Source organism: Streptomyces sp. NPDC048825 (assembly GCF_043198355.1).
Classification (GTDB): domain Bacteria; phylum Actinomycetota; class Actinomycetes; order Streptomycetales; family Streptomycetaceae; genus Streptomyces; species Streptomyces xiangluensis.
This window is the reverse complement of the sequence record NZ_JBICUR010000029.1, coordinates 36,268-52,148: the sequence shown is the minus strand read 5'-3', so window position 1 is coordinate 52,148 and position 15,881 is coordinate 36,268. Positions and strand designations below refer to the sequence as shown.

The following is a 15,881-nucleotide window of genomic DNA, read 5'->3' as shown; positions in this document are numbered from 1 at the left end:
CACCCGATTGGTCCCAATCGGGCTTGTGCTCGCCAACGTGCCGGTCCCCAGGGCTTCAGAAGGCGCCTGACCCCGATGGCGGTGCTCCCCGCGCGTCGTCGGCCGGTCCCCGGGAGGCTGAGATGTGCAGGTCGGCGTTGCTGCGCCGCCTTTAACCAAACGTGGACGACACGGGGCCCGTCGTCGGGGCCGTTTTCGATGGAGGAGGTAGGTCCATGGCTGGCAGTGATGGCGACGGCGATGGCCGGGTGGCGCATGATCCGGCGGTCCTGGAGACGATCGAGGCGATGCGGGCCGGCGGAACGCTGGGCCGTGCTCGGCGGCGGATGGCGAGTGAGTCGGGCGGGCCACGCGCTGGGGCGGCGGAGCTGCAGAAGATCACCGAGCTGCATGTCTGCATGGGTTTGAACGCCTGCAAGGGGCATGACCGGGATGGCACAGCACCGATGGCGGGCATGGGCCGGTGCGCGACGGTGCTGCACGTGTGCCACGGTGCGAACGAGTGCCGGGGGCAGGGCGGGTGCGGCTACACCGGGCCGGACGCGGAGCTGGCCCGGCCGGGTACGCAGGCGTGTCGTGAGAACGGCAGTTGCGCGAGCCCGATCAACGTCAGCCGGGTGTTCGCCGGAGGCCCGCTGAAGGGCAAGAGCGTGTGGAAGCTGGCCCGGCAGCTGTTCGAGGCCAGGATGTACGAGGCCGGGATCCCGTTCGGTCCCGCTCCGGGCGAGGGCTACCCGGACGATCTTGTCCCGCCGTACGAAGTGACGGAGCAGGACAAGCAGAAGCGCAGGCTGCAGGACGGCGCAGCGCGGCAGGGTGCGGCACTGACGGCCGGGCCCGACGGGGCTGCTTCGTGACATCACTGCCCGGCAGCGGGGGCATTTCCTCCATCTCCCGCTTCGCGCTTCCCGCTTTGGGGTTCGGGGTCGGTCTGCGGGCTCCGCATCACGGGTGGGTCCTGGATCACCTGGACGGCGGGCTGGGTGTGGACTGGCTGGAGGTGATCAGCGAGAACTACCTGGGCTCCGGCGGCTTTCCGCGTCATGTACTGGACCGGGTGGCTGAGCGGTACCCGGTGGTGCTGCACGGGGTGTCGATGTCCATCGGCAGTGTCGATCCACTGGACTTCGACTACCTGGCCCGGTTGCGGCGTCTGGCGGACACTGTCGGTGCCGCGTGGGTGTCGGATCACATCTGCTGGACCGGGGTGGCCGGGGTCAACACGCACGACCTGCTGCCGGTGCCCTTCACCGAGGAGGCCCTGGCCCATATGGCCGAGCGGGTGCGGATGGTCCAGGAGGTCCTGGAGCGCCCGCTGGTGCTGGAGAACCCCAGCTCGTATGTGGGCTTCACCGCCTCCACGATGCCGGAGGAGGAGTTCGTCGCACGGCTGGTCACGGAGGCGGACTGTGCGCTGCTGCTCGATGTGAACAACCTCTACGTCTCGGCGGTCAACCACGGCACCGACCCGCACGCCTACCTGGCGGCGCTGCCGCTGGACCGTGTGGTGCAGATTCACCTGGCCGGTCACACCGACGTCGGCACCCACCTGGTGGACACCCACGACGGGCCCGTCACGCCGCCCGTGTGGGACCTGTACGCCGCGGTGCTGGCGCGCAGCGGTCCGGTCTCCACCCTGCTGGAGTGGGACGACCGGCTGCCTTCCTTCCCTGACCTGGTGCGCCACCTCAGCCAGGCACGGCAGTTGGCCGAGCGCTCAGAACCGGCCGCCAGGGCTGTGGTGGCGGCTGCAGGGGCGGGAGGGTGAATGCCCACCACCACCCCGCCCCTGGCCCCGCACCACAGTGTCGCCGATGCGGCAGGGCCCGCGGACCTGGCCGATCTTCAACGCTGGTTCCAGACCGCGATCCTGCACCCGCACGCAGCGGAGGGCGAAGGCGCGGACCGGGTCGCAGCCGTCCTCACCAGCTCCTCGCGGCAGGCCGCCCACGAGCGCCTGGCGGTCTACCAGCGCGGCTACCGGCTGCGTCTGCTGGGCAGCCTGCACTCCTGCTTCCCGGCGCTGCGCCACCTGCTGGGGCCCGAGGCGTTCGACGTCCTCGCCACGGAGTACCTCGACGCGCTCCCCCCGCGCGGCTACACCCTCGACCACTACATGCAGGGCTTTCCCGCCCACTTGATCCAGGGCAGACCCGACGCGGGGCGACCTGCCGATGAACGTGACCCGTGGGTCGACCTCGTCGTCGACCTGGCCCGCTTCGAGCGGGCCTTCGCCGAGGTGTACGACGCAGCTGAACCGAACCCCCACCGCTTGCTGGCATGCCGGCATCCCGTGCACACCTACGCCACCGCCGTCGCCCGCGGCCAAGCCCCCGCACCACCCCCGGCCCGGCCCGTCCTGCTGACACTGCGCCGCCGCGGCCACACCGTGGTCGTCACCGAGACAGCCCCGCAGGCCAGCAGCCGTGGCGCCACCCAGCCCCGCCACACCGCACAGGCGCGGACGCCCGCGTGAGCAGTACGCCCTCACCCCGTCCCTGTCCGGGTCGCCAGCGCCCGGCAACCGAACTGGAGCCATCATGACAACCCGCACCACTGCCGGCCTGCCCTTCACGATCGAGCCCCTGGTTCCCGTGAATTCGAATGAACCGATCCAGGACTACGAAACCCTGGTCAACCATCTCCACCAGGCGGCGCAGGTGGAGATGTCCACGATCCCGATGTACCTGTACGCGGCCTACTCCATCCAGACCAAGGGCCACAATCAGTGGCTGCCCGGCATCTCCGCCTTCCGCACCATCGTGGCGATCGCGATCGAGGAAATGCTGCACCTGTGCCTGGTCCGCAACCTCTTGGTCGCCCTCGGAGCGGCAGACCGGATCACCTTCAACGACAAGCACTTCATCCCCAGCTACCCCAGCAAGATGCTGCACAGGGTCCCCGACCTCGAACTGCACCTGCAACCGTGCTCGCCCGAGCTGATGAGGGACGTCTTCCTGCCACTGGAGCTGCCCGCCGAGCACCATGCGCCGGCGCAGCCCGACCAGTACCAGACCCTCGGCCAGTTCTACCGGGCCATCGAGGACGGCCTGGTCCGCGTGGACCGCGCCGAGGGCAGCAGGCTGTGGCAGTACGCCAAGGACAGCACCGCCTGGCAGTACCAGCGCGCCTACTGGAACCGCGACGGCGGCGGCGAACCCATCCTCATCACCGACCTCACCACCGCCCGCGAAGCCCTGCAGATCGTCGTCGAACAAGGGGAGGGCGTCGACCCCGCCAAGGCCACCGTCCCCATCGACCCAGTCAACCCCACCCCCGGCTTGGACGAACTCTCCCACTACGCCCGCTTCCTGCGCATCCAGCAAGGCATCGAGCCCATCGGAAACGTGCGCAACGTTCCTGTCGACCCCAAAGTCCGCGACTTCGACGAGCCCGCCGCGAGCCTGGCCCAGCTCTTCAACGCCGCCTACTTCTACACCCTCGCCATGCTCGACAAGCTCTACAACCTACCCGCGACCTTCGCGGCCGAGACGGCCAACCCCCGCTACCACCTCGAGCGGACCTTCGTCTCCGCCATGAGCGGCCTGCTTTACCCCATCGCCGACCTGCTGATGCAAACCCCCGCCACGAAACTGGACCCCGACCCGGCGACGGTGCCCGTCTTCGCCGCCCCGACCTTCGAGTTCTACGACTTCCCCGCCGAGATCAAGAAGTCCGGCTCCCACACCATGAAGCAACACCTGATGTGGCTGTGCAACCAAGCCATCGCGCACTTCCCTGAACTCGGCGGAGACAACAGCGTCCACTGGCTGATCGACAAAATGCCCGACATCGACCAGATCTCCTCGCAGCCCCCCACCAGCCGCCCCCAACAGAAGTGACGCCACACCACACTCGGGCCCCGATCCGCAGGTTCGACGGCGGACTGTCAGGCACACCGAGACCTGGGAAGAAGAGGCCCAAGACGCCCGCTCAAGTGGTCCCGGCGCAGGCGGATCCCCGGGGCCACTTGAAGATGTCCAGGAGACACAGGATCTTCACCAACTGGGGCCGCTGGAAGGCGTCCTGCCGGGTCCGCTGAACAACGTCACAGCCAACCTTGAGTACGCGTTCGCGTCGGCGGGCAGGGGCGGCTGCGGGGGTAAGAGCGGCTACGGCCTGGGCATGGACCAGGGATGGGACGTTTTGAGGGGCACGCTGTTTTGGTCACTGGGGCGGCACGCGGTATCGGCGCAGCCACTGCCCGCAGGTTCGCGATGGAGGGCGCCCGCGTCCTGGTCACGGACGTCGATCCTGCTGAGGCGGAGAAGACGGCCGCCGCGATCGGGTCGGCCGAACCGTTCGTGTGTGATGTCGGCTCGCGGGAATCCGTCGAGTCTGCTGTCGCGTACGCCGTGGACGTGTTCGGCTCGCTGGACGTGCTGGTCAACAACGCCTGCGCGTGCCACCCCGATGCCCCGCTCTTCGAGGAGGAGCCCGACGAGGTGTGGGCTCGTGACCTTGACGTCACCCTCACCGGCGCCTTTCGTTGCTGTCGTGCCGCGCTTCCGCATCTGGCCGCTTCCGGCCGCGGAGCCATCGTGAACGTCGGCTCCGTCAACGGCCTGATGGACTTCGGCAACCACGCCTACAGCGCGGCCAAGGCGGGGCTTGGCTCGCTCACCCGCACCCTTGCCGGGGACGCGGGCGCACGCGGGGTTCGCGTGAACCTGGTCGCTCCGGGCACTGTCCGGACCTCGGCATGGGAGGGTCGGGAAGCCGATCTGGAGAGCGTGAGCGGCCTGTACCCGCTCGGCCGGGTCGGCGAGCCGGAGGACATCGCCGCTGCCATTGCCTTCCTCGCCTCGCGCGACGCGTCCTGGATCACCGGTACGACGTTGTGCGTGGACGGCGGACTGCTGGCGGTCAACACCGCGTTCCAGCATGCAGATTGGGGCAGTTGACGCAGTGCAGGGCGGCCGCGGCACGGGTGCCGCCCCGGGAGGGGGGCGGGGCACATATCCACGTGTTCGATCAGACCGGGGTAGAGGAGGGGGTAACCCCCGCGCAGGCGGGGGTTGTTCTGCGCGGAGCAGGCTGGGGGGTGGGCTGCGATGTGCGCGACGTGGTGATCGCCTCTGGGTAGCGTGTCAGGTTCGCTCAGCGGTTGTGGTGACGGTGGTGGCCGCCGGCGCGGTGGTTGTGGTCGTCCCAGGAGTCGGTGTCGATGACGCGGCCACGGTCGTTGCTCAGGGTGGCGGTATCCGAGCGGTTGTCCCACACATACCCGTGCCGGTCCTGGTAGACGTCGCTGTCGCTGTCGCGGCCGGTGCCGGTGTGGATGCGAACGGTGGCGCGCCCCGCCAGCCAGAAGCCGTCGAAGGTGTAGGTGTGGCCGTCTTCGTTCGACAGGGTCCAGCCGTCCAGGTTCACCGCGTGGCGCGAGGTGTTGGTGAGCTCCACCCACTCTGTGTTCAGCGAACGGTTGCTGCCGTCGTCGTAGCCCGGCGAGTCGTACTGCACGTTGCTGATCTCCACGTGCGGCCGGTGGGGACGCGGGGCGTGGTCGGCGGAGGCCGGCACGGCCGTCGCTCCCACCAGAGCGCCGGCCGCGGCGAGGGCGAGGGACAGACGGCGGACGGTGACAGACAGAGAAGCAGACATGAAGCCCCTTCATTTCCGTGGTGGCAGACCGGAGTCCGGCATGGAGGTTGCCGAGGTCTGCTGGTGTGGGCCCCGGCCCGGTGGCCGAGGACCCTCACACTTCCGCCCAATCTTGCCGATATGAGCGTTACGCGATGCCTGTTACAGAATGCCGGTATTTTCGTGACGGTCGCCTGCATGATCCATTCACGAAGCGAAAGCATCTGCCTGGTGCCCCGTCAGTTCGGTCTGCCTCATGAATTCCGGCCGGCCTCAACCCCGGCCAGCACACCCCTTCCGGCCCCTCACCAGCCCGTCACCCGAAAGTGCGTAACAGCACGAGCATGGCTGCCGGGCATGGCCACCCTGTGGCTGTACGTCCGCGGGCAAGGACGTCCGTGGTCCCAGGCAGCGCTGCCGGGGCTGCAGGAAACCAATCCGCTACCCGGGCACCTGACCTGACAGCACATCAATAGGCAAGGCCGCGGCCTCATCCGCGTTGCTCATGCCGCTCGTCACCGGCCATACGCCTGCCGCCCCTCGGCCTTCGCCACTGAAACCGGTCAGTGACGCCAGTTGCAGGGCCGTCGGCCTACGGCCCTGCTCGGCAGTTTCCGCCGGAGATCGCACGCAGGTGAAAGCCCCGGCTGGACGGGGGAGACCAGCCGGGGCAGTGAGGTGGTGGCGTGCGGAGGGCGGTCGCCTCTCGGCGGACGGCTCCATGGGGCTTCAGCCGGACGATCGTCCCCATGGGCTGTAGGTGAGGCCCGGGGACACTGTCCCCTCCGCAGCCACATACAGATGAACCGTCAGCTGCCCCCAGTTGTTCCATGCCCGCTCCAGCGGTTGCTGTGAGCTGAGGCACCCCCATGGAGCAGGTCAATGGAGATATTGCCGGTGTGGGCCCACTCCGGCTGGGGAAGTTGGGCTCTAGGCCGTTTCTGATGGCTCTTGGACGGTGTCGCGGAGCCAGATGACGATCGCTGCGAGTGTCAGGGTGCCGTTGAAGATGTAGTCGCGTTTGTCGTATCGGCTGGCCACCGCGCGGAACTGTTTCCACTTGTTCACGCACCGCTCGACCGCGCTGCGGCGACGGTACTGGGCCTTGTCGAAGGCCGGTGGCCTGCTGGCCGCGCCGTCGGATCCGCAAGGCGCCCAGCACGGGAACGAACATGGGGCTGTCGCCGCGCTGACCGGGTGAGGTCTGCCAGGTCAGCGGTCGGGCCCGGTCGTTGGACAGGAGATGGACCTTGGAGGTCAGCCCGCCCCGCGAGCGCCCTAACGCCTCGCGTCCATCGGCGTCCTCACGCACCCCGCCCCCTTTTCCGGGAAGCCTGCAGCTGAGACCGTGCACCGTCCTGGGAGGCGCGGTCACGGTGCAGTTTTATCGTGATCTGGGGACCGCTCGCGGCGAGCAAGTCCAGGAGCCTGCCGGCCCGGAAGTAGCGCGTCCCCTGTCCTCCTTCGCCAGCCACAGGCACCATGCTCGTGGGGAGTCTGCGGGGTCAGGGCCGCCGAAGGGGGATCCGATGATCGAGGACGACTTCGGCACGCGGCTGGAGCGGGGGCCGGGGCCGGGGCTGTGGACACTGACGGCACCCAAGTGGAGCCTGTCACGGCCCGTGGTCGCAGGGGGACGGGTGTATGTGTCGGTCGACGGGTGGATCACAGCGCTGGACCGGGAGACGGGCGAGCAGGTGTGGCGCAGCCCGTACCGGTGCTCCACGTCCCGCAGCCAACCTCTCACCGTGGCCAGCAGTTGTGTTGTGGTGCAAGGCCCCGAGGGCGTCGCCGTCGCTGTCCTGGAGACCGAGTCGGGCTCCGAACTGCGCCGCATCGACGTCAGGAACCACATCGGTCACGTGAGCGACGGGCGGACCGTGGTCGTGGCGCACGCCCCGGACGGGAGGATGTTCACCGGATACGACGTCCGTGGCGGCGACCCGCTGTGGTCGTGGCCGGACCCCATTGCATGGGGCGCCATCGCTTCCGTGCGCGGCATGGAGGTGATGGACGGCCGTCTCGTGCTCTACGGCGGGGAGGACAACGAGTACCGCAACACCCCCCGCAGCTTCGTTGTCCGAGGCTACGACCTTCGCACGGGCAGCCTGCTCTGGCGTCGCCCCTTCCCCAACGCGAAGATCCTCTCGCCACCGCGCGCGAGTGAGGCGCAGCAACGGCTGGTCTTCGTGTGGTGCCCGGACACGCTATGCCTCACCTGGCTCTCCGCCGCCGACGGAGAGGAGGTGGGCCGGCTCACCTACCCCTCGATGAGCGAGTACGCAAGGCCACGCCTCTTCGACGACGAGCGGACCCTGTGGATCACCAAGTCGGGAGGGCGCAGCGTGTACCGATTCCGCGCGTTCGAGCCGGAGGAACCGCGGGTCACGTACCGCCTCGTGGAGGAGCTCTCGGTCTACGACCTCTCCCTCGCGGTGGCGGGAGGGTGGCTGTACGCGACTACCAACGACGGCATGCTGGCGGCCGCCCGCGCAGACAGGAACCGCTGGCCGCGCCGCGTGCGCCACCGGGTCCGCGTGCGCGGGACTCTCCGGTGGCGCATGGCCGAGGGCCACGAACGGCTCGTGGCGGGAGGCGATTACGTTTACGCCCGCGCCTGGGACCGCAGGGGATGGGCCAGTGTCGTCGCGCTGCGCCACGGCCAGGAACTCTGGCGGCGCCGTCACTGCTCGCCGGTCGAGCCGCTACCTTGCGACGACCGTGTGCTCCTCATGGAATCCGACAAGTGTGCCGTCCCCGACGACCCCTACAAGGAGTGGCTGACCGGCCGCCGCGGCTGCGCCCGCCCCCACGACCAAGACCGCCTCCTGATGGTCGACGCGGAGACCGGAGCCACGACAGGTTCGCCCTAGGTCGGACGCGGGGAGAGGGTGCCGGTCACGGCTCAGTGCTCATCGATCCAGCCCAGTCCCTCGCGGTTGAGGACCTCGGTCGCGCGGGTAACGGCGACGTAGGCCGCCCTCGCATACGACGCGTCGATGCGCCCTGCGGCCCCGTTCTCCCGGCGCGGGGGCGGCGGGAAGTCGGTCGCGATCCGGACCTTCGGCCACTCAAGTCCCTTGGCCTTGTGCACGGTGGAGATCACCACGTCCGCCGACTGCTCGTCCGGTGCCATGGCGTCGCGACCACGGGGTTGGAGTCCTGCGCCTCGTCCAACATCACGTACGCGTAGCCCAGCTGGGGCTCGTCCAGGGCCCACATCTTCAGGTACACGTCCGGATCGAAGAACAGCCGCCCGGCCTGCGATGAGAGGTCCGCCCAGGCCGCGTACGCCATCGGCAGCACCGCGTCCCGCAGCTGCTGCGCCTCGGTCGGCGTGAGGAGCGACGGGACAGGCACGTGCTGCTTCTCGATCTGTGGATCGGCGCTGTGGCACCACCGGGTCACGGTCTGCGTCGCCATCTCCGCCAGGCGCGCGGGCCCGTACCGGAGATGGCCGTTCACCTGGAACACCTCGTCTATCCCGAGGATCTCTGCCTGCTTCGCGCCGGGCAACCGCGCAGAGTTGTCGAGCCGCTCCTTGTACCGGTGGCCGACGGCGGCGTACGCGAGCTTGTGTGCGTTCTTGCACGTGACGTGCTGGGGGAAGACCTTGGCCGCCGACAGGATCGAAGCCTTGGTGAACGACGTGTACAGGCCGCGTTCCGGCATCCGCTCTGACGTCATCACCAGCGTCGACGTCTTGCCCGCGCCAGCCGCAGCGTCGACGACCATGTTCTCGCCGCGTACCCCGCCCTCGATCACCTTGTCGGTGGGCCGCGGGCGGTCTGCGTGTACGAGCGGTGCCACAGCCGGCTGCCGAGCCGACGCGGTCACTACTGGACGCGGGGGAGGGGTGGCCGGGGTGAGCCGTCCGCTGGCTTCCCACGCTTCCAGTGCCTCCACGCCGTCTTGTGCGTGGCCCTGGAGCTCCTGGAGCTGCGGCTCGTCCAGAGGTTCCAGGGCGCGCGCATCGCTCGTCAGCCCGGCCGCGGCTTGCCGCAGCACGGCGAGGGCCTGCCACGCCTTCGCCTTCAACTCCCAGAGGGCCGACGCCGGTTCGTTGTCATGATCTCGAATCGTCATGCAGCCGACCTTGATCCGGGCATGGGGCACCTGGCCAGCGCGGATCGTCCCCAAGTGCCCGATCTCCCGCAGGGTGACTATTTTTCTGCTTCGGCCTCCCGGCCTGCGGGAATTGGCGGCACCGGCCCGCCCGAGTGGTCTTTAGCGGCTGGGGTTAAGGGGCTTATGGCTCAGGACCGCGGGATGAGCAGTTCGCGAAGTGGATCGCCACCGTCGATGAAGAGCCGGGCGTTTGCCTTGGTTGCCATGGCGATACGCTGCAGCACCTGCTGACCAGCCTCGGGGTGTCGCCCGTCGAGGGCGCCAACGCGGACGGCGAACACGATGTCGTACGGCTCTTCGTGTGGTTGCAGAACGAAGTGTTCGGCCGGTACCTGACGGATACTCATGCGCCCCGACACGATCTCCTCTACCGCGGCGGCTTTTGCCTGGGCGATGGCGGTGGCGGATCTGTCGATAGCCAAGATGTGGCCGGTGGTGAGTCGGCTTGCGACTGCTCGTGCGGCCGCCCCGGGCCCGCACCCAATTTCGAGAACGCGAGAGTGCGGCTGGAGGGGAAGCGCGTCCACGATCGCGGCGAGACGCGGGGACAGACCTTTCGGCACGGGCGAAAGGATAAGTGCCGAACGGCCAACACGCACTCGCGGCATGGCGCACTGGTCGCGCGCCTGCTCGCGTACTGCGTTCGCACGGCGGACACGACGTCGGGGCCGTACCGTCAAGACCGGACTCAATCTCCAACCGCCGTAACCCCAGCCATTGAAAATCTCTAAGGCGGCTCCGGCGCTATGTGAATGCCCCTGGCGCCTGCTCGGATGCGCCGAACCCTCGGGGAGGAGCGGCCGCGCCTTCGACGCCCGTTTGGCTACTGGTACGCGGGCCAGCCGTGAAAGGATCAAGGAACAGTTCACAGACAGCTTTGACCATGAAACTGCAGGGGTGAGGGTATGAAGCGCGCAGTCACGGCGACCACGGCGGCCGCCGTGCTGTTAGCGATCGCCGGATGCTCATCAGACACCGAGGAGAAGAAGGAATCTGGCGCGGCCAACAAGGGCGGGGCGACTACCCAGGCATCCGCCGAGGAGTTCGCCCGTACGTACCAGGAGGCCGTCAACGACGAGAACTGGCAGCGGGTGTGTCAGATGCGCACCGAGCGGTACCGGTACGGAACCGTTCAGTCATGCGTCGACGACAACACGGAGACGACACCGACCGCTGCCCCGTCGCTGAGTGAGACCAGTGATCCGCCCCTGCGGCGTGCGGACGGCTCGGTCATCCCGACCAGGGCGGCTCCGTCCGCAAGCGGCCCGGAGCGGGCTGCCACCGGCCGCTTCGAGGCCGGCGACGTGGTGACGGTGCCGGCCATCGGAGACCACCCGGCCGGGACCGGCGTAGGCGTCGAGTACACGGTCACCTGGCCCGACAGCACCACTACGACGAAGGAAGCCCTCCGCATGGTCAAGCAGGGCGGCGAGTGGTTCGTCGACCAGGCTGAGGAGATCCATGCCTCGGACGAGGCACACGGTAATCCGGTCCGCGATGCCCTGATGAACGGATGACTCCGCCAACGGCAGCGGAGTGACCTGCGCCGACTCCACGGCGGCCGTCCCAGGCGGCTGAATTCCGCCACCTCGCGGGCCCCGTTTCGTCGGTTCTTCCGACAAGTACAGGATCGACACCGTCGGCCTCTACCTGTCCCGCTCCGGGGTCCTTACTTCCTGGCTCGTCGACAGATACAAAGTCCCCAGCAGCAAGCTGACGGGGATTCATGAACCATTGCGGTTAAGGCCTGAATGGCCGTGGAGCGCACGGCTCTACCGACGCCGTGCGCTCCACGATACTGAAGCATGTCCCAAGCGGGAGGTCAGCCTATGCTGAAGTGGGTTGATGTCCAGACTGAGAAGCCATAGTCACCGATGGCAGCACGCTTTTTGAAGGTGCTGAATTGGAGATAGCCGCTACGGTGGCCCTTCAACTCGGTCGCGGTGTAGGTGTGATACCACGTGTAGGAGGAGTTGCAGCCGGACGTCTGACGGTACTTCCACTCATTGATGAGGGTTCCTCCGGTGCGGAACGCCTTGATGATGACCCCAGGTCCGACGTTGTCGCAGTTGTCGTCGTGAATGGAAACCGTCACCTTCACATCGTCGGCCCTACTCACCACAATGATCCGATAGTTGCCTTGGGTTGTGGATTTGGTGAAGGTCCCGTCGGCGTGAGCTGGCCTTCACGACGTCGGTGATTCGGTTGGTGCTGCAGCGGTCGGGCCGGCGAGGTACAGGCCGACGCCGATTCTCAGTTGGTCCAGACGACCGGGCTGTCGCGGTACGCGTCGCCCTCGTCGAACGAGGCGCCGATGATGGGCGAGCTTTTCGTGGCGCTGAGCGCGCAGGTCTCGTACGACGCACCCTTGGTGGTGAACTCGGTGGGCGCGCTCTCGCGGTCGCACTTGCCCGGGATGTCACCGAACAGTACGACGCCCGTCCCGGCGCCACCTTCCAGCACACCGTCCAGCTTCAGCGATGCGTAGGACAGGTCGGTGCCGCCGACGTTCTCCACCTTCATCTTGATGAAGTAGGGCGTCATTCCCTTCGCCTTCTCACCGAAGGCGGCCATGTCGGCCTCGGCGCCCTTCTCGATCGCCGTGACGGTTACGGCGATGGTGCCCTTCTTCTCGCTCGTGTACTCGAAGGGCAGGACAGCCCTGTCGCCGACCTTGAGTTCCGTGCCCGGCGCGGTGACGTCACCCTCGGCCGGCGCGGCACTGTCGTCGCCGCTGTCGGCAGTCGGGCTCTCGCTGCTCGGCGCGGACGAGGCCGGGGCTGACGCCGCCGGCGAATCCTGTGCCACCGGCCCTCCCTCGTCGTCGGCGCAGGCCGAAAGCCCGAGCCCCATGGTGGCCAGAGCAGCCGCGAACACGATACGTCCCTTGTGCACTACTACTACCTCACTGGTAACGAGAGCTGTCCGATACGGCAGCTTGGAACGGTCGATGGTTTCGAGAAATGACCGACCACACAGCCGGACATGCCAGAGCGGCTTCCCGACGGCGTTTCGTCGTCGACGCGCACAGTGGCAGCTCCCGGAATACGGCGGCCACACGCCGGGAATACGAGCTGCGCGGTACGGCTCAGCGGATCTTGGCTCCCACGGCAGCCGCCTCGTCGGCCAGGTGCCTCGCGGCGGTGTCGTCTCCCGCCGCAGCCCGCAGCCCGCAGCCGGGCGAGCCTTTCCAGCACACCCGCGAGCAGGTACGGGTAGTCGATACCGCGGGCCACCTCGACCGCGTGCTCCCCCTGGCCGATCGCGACTCGCAGATCATGGCGGTCGTACAGGCGGGGATCGAGCAGGTCGATGAGAACACGGGTCTCGAACATGGGGTCATGGAGTGCACGCGCGACCTCGACGCCTTCGAGGAGACGGCGGCGCGCGTCGGCGTACTCACCTCGGGCCAGGTGGAGACAGCCCCAGGCGTGGGCCGTGTAGAACGCGCCCGATGACCCGACGTCGCGGGCATACGCGGTCAGCTCGGTGAACGACTCCTCAGCCTCCGCATGACGGCCGAGTGTGAGCTGCGCCTGGCCGAGCCAGTAGGTGTCCCGCGCGATCAGGGTCCGGATCCCCTGCTTCCTCGCCCCGGCGACGATCTCCGTGAGGACCTCTACCGCGACCTCTGGCCTGCCCGCCTGTAGATGAGCGAGGCCAACCTGTGAGTACGCGTGCAGCGCCGCCGCAGCCTGCCCGCCGGCGTTGAGCCGTTCGTAGGCCTCGCGGCCCGCCGTGATCGCCTCGGTCAATCGTCCGTTGGGCACGAGGAAGAACGGTGCGTTACTCAGCGCCTCCAGGTAGCCCCGCCCGTCCCCGATCTGCTCGAACAGGCCCATGGCCTCGGTGTTGGCCTCCTCGGCCGGACCGTACCGACGCCGGGTGTAGCGCAGTCCGGCCATCGAGATGAGCAATCTGGCCCGGCCCCGCATGTTGTCCGCAGCCTTGGCCAGGCCCATCGCCGTCTCGTAGCACTCCTGCCAGTCGTCGTAGTACCGCTCCGTCTCGAACAGCGCGTGCCCGCCCACGGCCAGCTCCCAGCAGAGCTCGTCCCTGCCCAGCTCCGCGGCTTGCCGTACACCTGTCACCAACGGGATACGCTCCGAATCCAGCAACGCCATCCGCGGTACGGAAGGCGGCAGGCTTGCCTCCACCCGCGCCGGCTGCCACCGGTCGGCGTCCCGCTGGAACATGTTCTGTCCCATGTGGTCACGGTCGGCGATGTCCGTGAGGGCCAGGAGGGCGCTGAGGACGCGGACGACGGCTTCGTCCCGGGCCTCCACCGACTCCTCCACCTCCGCGCGTTCCCTTGCGTACGCGCGGATCAGGTCGTGGAAGCCGTAACGCGCCTGGCCCTTCGGCGTTCCGGTGACGTCGAGCAGGTGGACGTCGACCAGCTCGTCGAGGAGTTCCTGGGCTGCGCGCAGTTCGGTGTCGACCGTGGCGGCAGCCGCCCAGAGCGGGAAATCGGGTGCCTCCAGGAGCCCAAGGAGCCGGAACAGCCGCCGTGCCTCGGGCCGGAGCCCCTCGTAGCTCAGCCCGAAACTGGCCCGAACTTCGAGATCGCGATAGCGGAGCGCGTCCAGCCGATGCTGTTCGTCCGCCAACCGCGACATGAGGTCCGCCAGGCGCCAATGCGGTCGTGACACCAGGAGCGACCCGACGATCCGCAGCGCGAGCGGCAGCCGCGCACACTGCCGGACCAGATCGGACAGCTCCGCCTGGGTAGCCGAGGTCAACCGGTCGTCCGAGCTGTTGCGCAGCATGGCCAGACTGTCGGCTTCGGACATCTCGCGGAGCTCGACCCGGTGTGCGCCGCCAAGACCTCCCAGCCGCACGCGGCCGGTGGCGATCACACCGCACGTACCGCTCGCCGGCAGCAGGGGAGCCAACTGCTCCTCGTCGAACGCGTCGTCGAGCACCACCAGGATCCGGCGTTCCGCGAGCATGCCCCGGTAGAGATCGGTGCGCTCCTCCGGATCGTCCGGCACGGCGGTGGCGGGCACTCCCAGCGCACGCAGGAAGCGACCGAGCACAGTGGCCGGGGCGACCGGCTGGGTACGTGCACCGGCCAGCGCCGCGAACAGCTGCCCGTCGGGGTACGCGGACCTGAGGCGATGCCCGGCCTGCACCGCGAGCGCGGTCTTGCCGACCCCGCCAGGGCCCGAGATCGTCACCACCGCGGCCGGCTCATCGGCGGCGCGGTCCTCGCGGAGCACTGCCTCGATCCGCGCCAACTCCGTCTGTTGCCCGCTGAAGTCGCCGAGCGCCGGAGGCAGCATCCGGGCGCTGGTGGCGTTCCGGCGTCCCCGCTCCTCGGTCGCGATCGCCGGGTCCAGCGCGGGATCCTCGCCGAGGATGGCCTGGTGCAGGTCCCGCAACTTCTGCCCGGGCTCCAGACCGGTCTCCTCGGCCAGGACGTCACGGACCTGGAGATAAGCCAGCAGCGCGTCCGCCCGTCGGCCACAGCGATACAGCGCGAGCATGAGCTGGGCCCACATCCGCTCGCGGAACGGGTGTTCCATCGTCAGCGCGGTCAGCTCGCCCAGAAGCTCGCTGTGCCGACCGAGCCGAAGGCCGACGTCGATCCGCTCTTCGAGTACGCCGAGCCGCAGCTCGTCGAGGCGAGTGGCCTCCGAGGTCAGCGCCGGGACGTCGGCGATCCCGGCGAACGCGGGTCCCCGCCAGAGGCCCAGGGCCTCGTCGAAGAGCCGACGCGACTGATCGAGATCACCGGCCGCCAGCGCCGCGCGCGCCACGCCCGTCAGATCTTCGAAACGCGCCGCGTCCAGCTCGTCACGGTCGGCACGCAGCAGGTAGCCCCGGCCCTCCCTGGTGATGCGTCCCGAATCTCCCAGGTGCTGCCGGAGCCGGTGGACGTAGGTCTGCACGTTCTTGGCGGCACTCTTCGGCTGCCCCTCGCCCCAGAGCGCCTCCGCCAGCGCATCACCGGCGACCGACCGGCCCAACCGGCACAGCAGGACCGCCAGGAGCACCCGCCCTTTCGGCGTGCCCAGTTCCAGCGGTACGCCGTCCCGCCACACCGTCAGCGGGCCCAATACCCCGAAGTCCACAGCCGCCCCCGCCTTTCGACGGCAACTGTAACGGCCGTCGGCTCGTCACCGGCCCGACAGAGCGACGTCGGCCGCATCGGCCACTCGAGGGGC

General features: G+C 68.6%; 14 protein-coding genes and 1 pseudogene. 7 read left to right on the top strand and 8 right to left on the bottom strand.

Features of this window, described 5'->3' with window-relative positions; genetic code table 11:
• Positions 1-215 precede the first annotated feature (215 nt).
• The 5 genes from ACGFNK_RS43140 to ACGFNK_RS43120 all read left to right on the top strand — a co-directional run bounded on the left by ACGFNK_RS43140 (position 216) and on the right by ACGFNK_RS43120 (position 4,904).
• Positions 216-857 carry a hypothetical protein gene (locus ACGFNK_RS43140; protein WP_393426045.1) on the top strand — a complete coding sequence of 214 codons (642 nt, stop codon included), beginning with the start codon at positions 216-218 and terminating at the stop codon, positions 855-857.
• Positions 854-1,768 (top strand): DUF692 domain-containing protein, encoded by a 915-nt coding sequence (locus tag ACGFNK_RS43135; protein ID WP_393426042.1) that lies wholly within the window; start codon positions 854-856, stop codon positions 1,766-1,768. The genes ACGFNK_RS43140 and ACGFNK_RS43135 overlap by 4 nt, the downstream gene beginning before the upstream one ends.
• A complete protein-coding gene (locus ACGFNK_RS43130; RefSeq protein WP_393426039.1) occupies positions 1,769-2,476 on the top strand; it encodes a putative DNA-binding domain-containing protein in 708 nt (235 codons plus the stop codon). It abuts the gene before it with no gap.
• A 64-nt stretch (positions 2,477-2,540) separates the two neighbouring features.
• Positions 2,541-3,842 carry a ferritin-like protein gene (locus tag ACGFNK_RS43125; RefSeq protein WP_393426036.1) on the top strand — a complete coding sequence of 434 codons (1,302 nt, stop codon included), beginning with the start codon at positions 2,541-2,543 and terminating at the stop codon, positions 3,840-3,842.
• Between the two features lie 294 nt (positions 3,843-4,136).
• Positions 4,137-4,904, top strand: a complete 768-nt coding sequence (locus tag ACGFNK_RS43120; RefSeq protein WP_393426033.1) for an SDR family NAD(P)-dependent oxidoreductase — start codon at positions 4,137-4,139, stop codon at positions 4,902-4,904.
• Positions 4,905-5,100: 196 nt separating this feature from the next.
• On the opposite strand, the gene ACGFNK_RS43115 is transcribed toward ACGFNK_RS43120, so the two are convergent.
• Both ACGFNK_RS43115 and ACGFNK_RS43110 read right to left on the bottom strand, forming a co-directional pair.
• Positions 5,101-5,604 carry a lamin tail domain-containing protein gene (locus tag ACGFNK_RS43115; protein ID WP_393426030.1) on the bottom strand — a complete coding sequence of 168 codons (504 nt, stop codon included), beginning with the start codon at positions 5,602-5,604 and terminating at the stop codon, positions 5,101-5,103.
• Positions 5,605-6,513: 909 nt separating this feature from the next.
• A pseudogene (locus tag ACGFNK_RS43110) lies at positions 6,514-6,871 on the bottom strand (IS5/IS1182 family transposase); the annotation flags it as partial.
• Positions 6,872-7,112: 241 nt separating this feature from the next.
• Here ACGFNK_RS43110 and ACGFNK_RS43105 point away from each other — a divergent pair.
• The gene (locus tag ACGFNK_RS43105) at positions 7,113-8,456 is read left to right on the top strand and encodes a PQQ-binding-like beta-propeller repeat protein (RefSeq protein WP_393426027.1); all 1,344 of its coding nucleotides are present in this window, start codon (positions 7,113-7,115) and stop codon (positions 8,454-8,456) included.
• Positions 8,457-8,488: 32 nt separating this feature from the next.
• Here the strand turns inward: ACGFNK_RS43105 and ACGFNK_RS43100 are convergent, their stop codons facing one another.
• The 3 genes from ACGFNK_RS43100 to ACGFNK_RS43090 all read right to left on the bottom strand — a co-directional run bounded on the left by ACGFNK_RS43100 (position 8,489) and on the right by ACGFNK_RS43090 (position 10,319).
• Complete coding sequence (locus ACGFNK_RS43100) at positions 8,489-8,719, bottom strand: ATP-binding domain-containing protein (RefSeq protein ID WP_393426024.1); 231 nt, start codon at positions 8,717-8,719, stop codon at positions 8,489-8,491.
• Positions 8,686-9,669: a hypothetical protein gene (locus ACGFNK_RS43095; RefSeq protein ID WP_393426021.1), complete on the bottom strand. Its 984-nt coding sequence runs from the start codon at positions 9,667-9,669 to the stop codon at positions 8,686-8,688. Before ACGFNK_RS43095 ends, ACGFNK_RS43100 begins: the two co-directional genes overlap by 34 nt.
• Positions 9,670-9,839: 170 nt before the next feature.
• Positions 9,840-10,319 (bottom strand): SAM-dependent methyltransferase, encoded by a 480-nt coding sequence (locus tag ACGFNK_RS43090; protein WP_393426018.1) that lies wholly within the window; start codon positions 10,317-10,319, stop codon positions 9,840-9,842.
• Positions 10,320-10,616: 297 nt separating this feature from the next.
• Between ACGFNK_RS43090 and ACGFNK_RS43085 the strand changes: the two genes are divergently transcribed.
• Positions 10,617-11,228, top strand: a complete 612-nt coding sequence (locus tag ACGFNK_RS43085; RefSeq protein ID WP_393426015.1) for a hypothetical protein — start codon at positions 10,617-10,619, stop codon at positions 11,226-11,228.
• A 305-nt stretch (positions 11,229-11,533) separates the two neighbouring features.
• On the opposite strand, the gene ACGFNK_RS43080 is transcribed toward ACGFNK_RS43085, so the two are convergent.
• From ACGFNK_RS43080 to ACGFNK_RS43070, 3 genes are all read right to left on the bottom strand, one after another.
• Positions 11,534-11,806, bottom strand: coding sequence for a hypothetical protein (locus ACGFNK_RS43080; RefSeq protein ID WP_393426012.1), 273 nt, complete (start codon positions 11,804-11,806; stop codon positions 11,534-11,536).
• A 158-nt stretch (positions 11,807-11,964) separates the two neighbouring features.
• Positions 11,965-12,564 (bottom strand): hypothetical protein, encoded by a 600-nt coding sequence (locus ACGFNK_RS43075; protein WP_393426123.1) that lies wholly within the window; start codon positions 12,562-12,564, stop codon positions 11,965-11,967.
• A 47-nt stretch (positions 12,565-12,611) separates the two neighbouring features.
• The gene (locus tag ACGFNK_RS43070; RefSeq protein ID WP_393426009.1) at positions 12,612-15,788 is read right to left on the bottom strand and encodes a BTAD domain-containing putative transcriptional regulator; all 3,177 of its coding nucleotides are present in this window, start codon (positions 15,786-15,788) and stop codon (positions 12,612-12,614) included.
• Between the last annotated feature and the right edge of the window lie 93 nt (positions 15,789-15,881).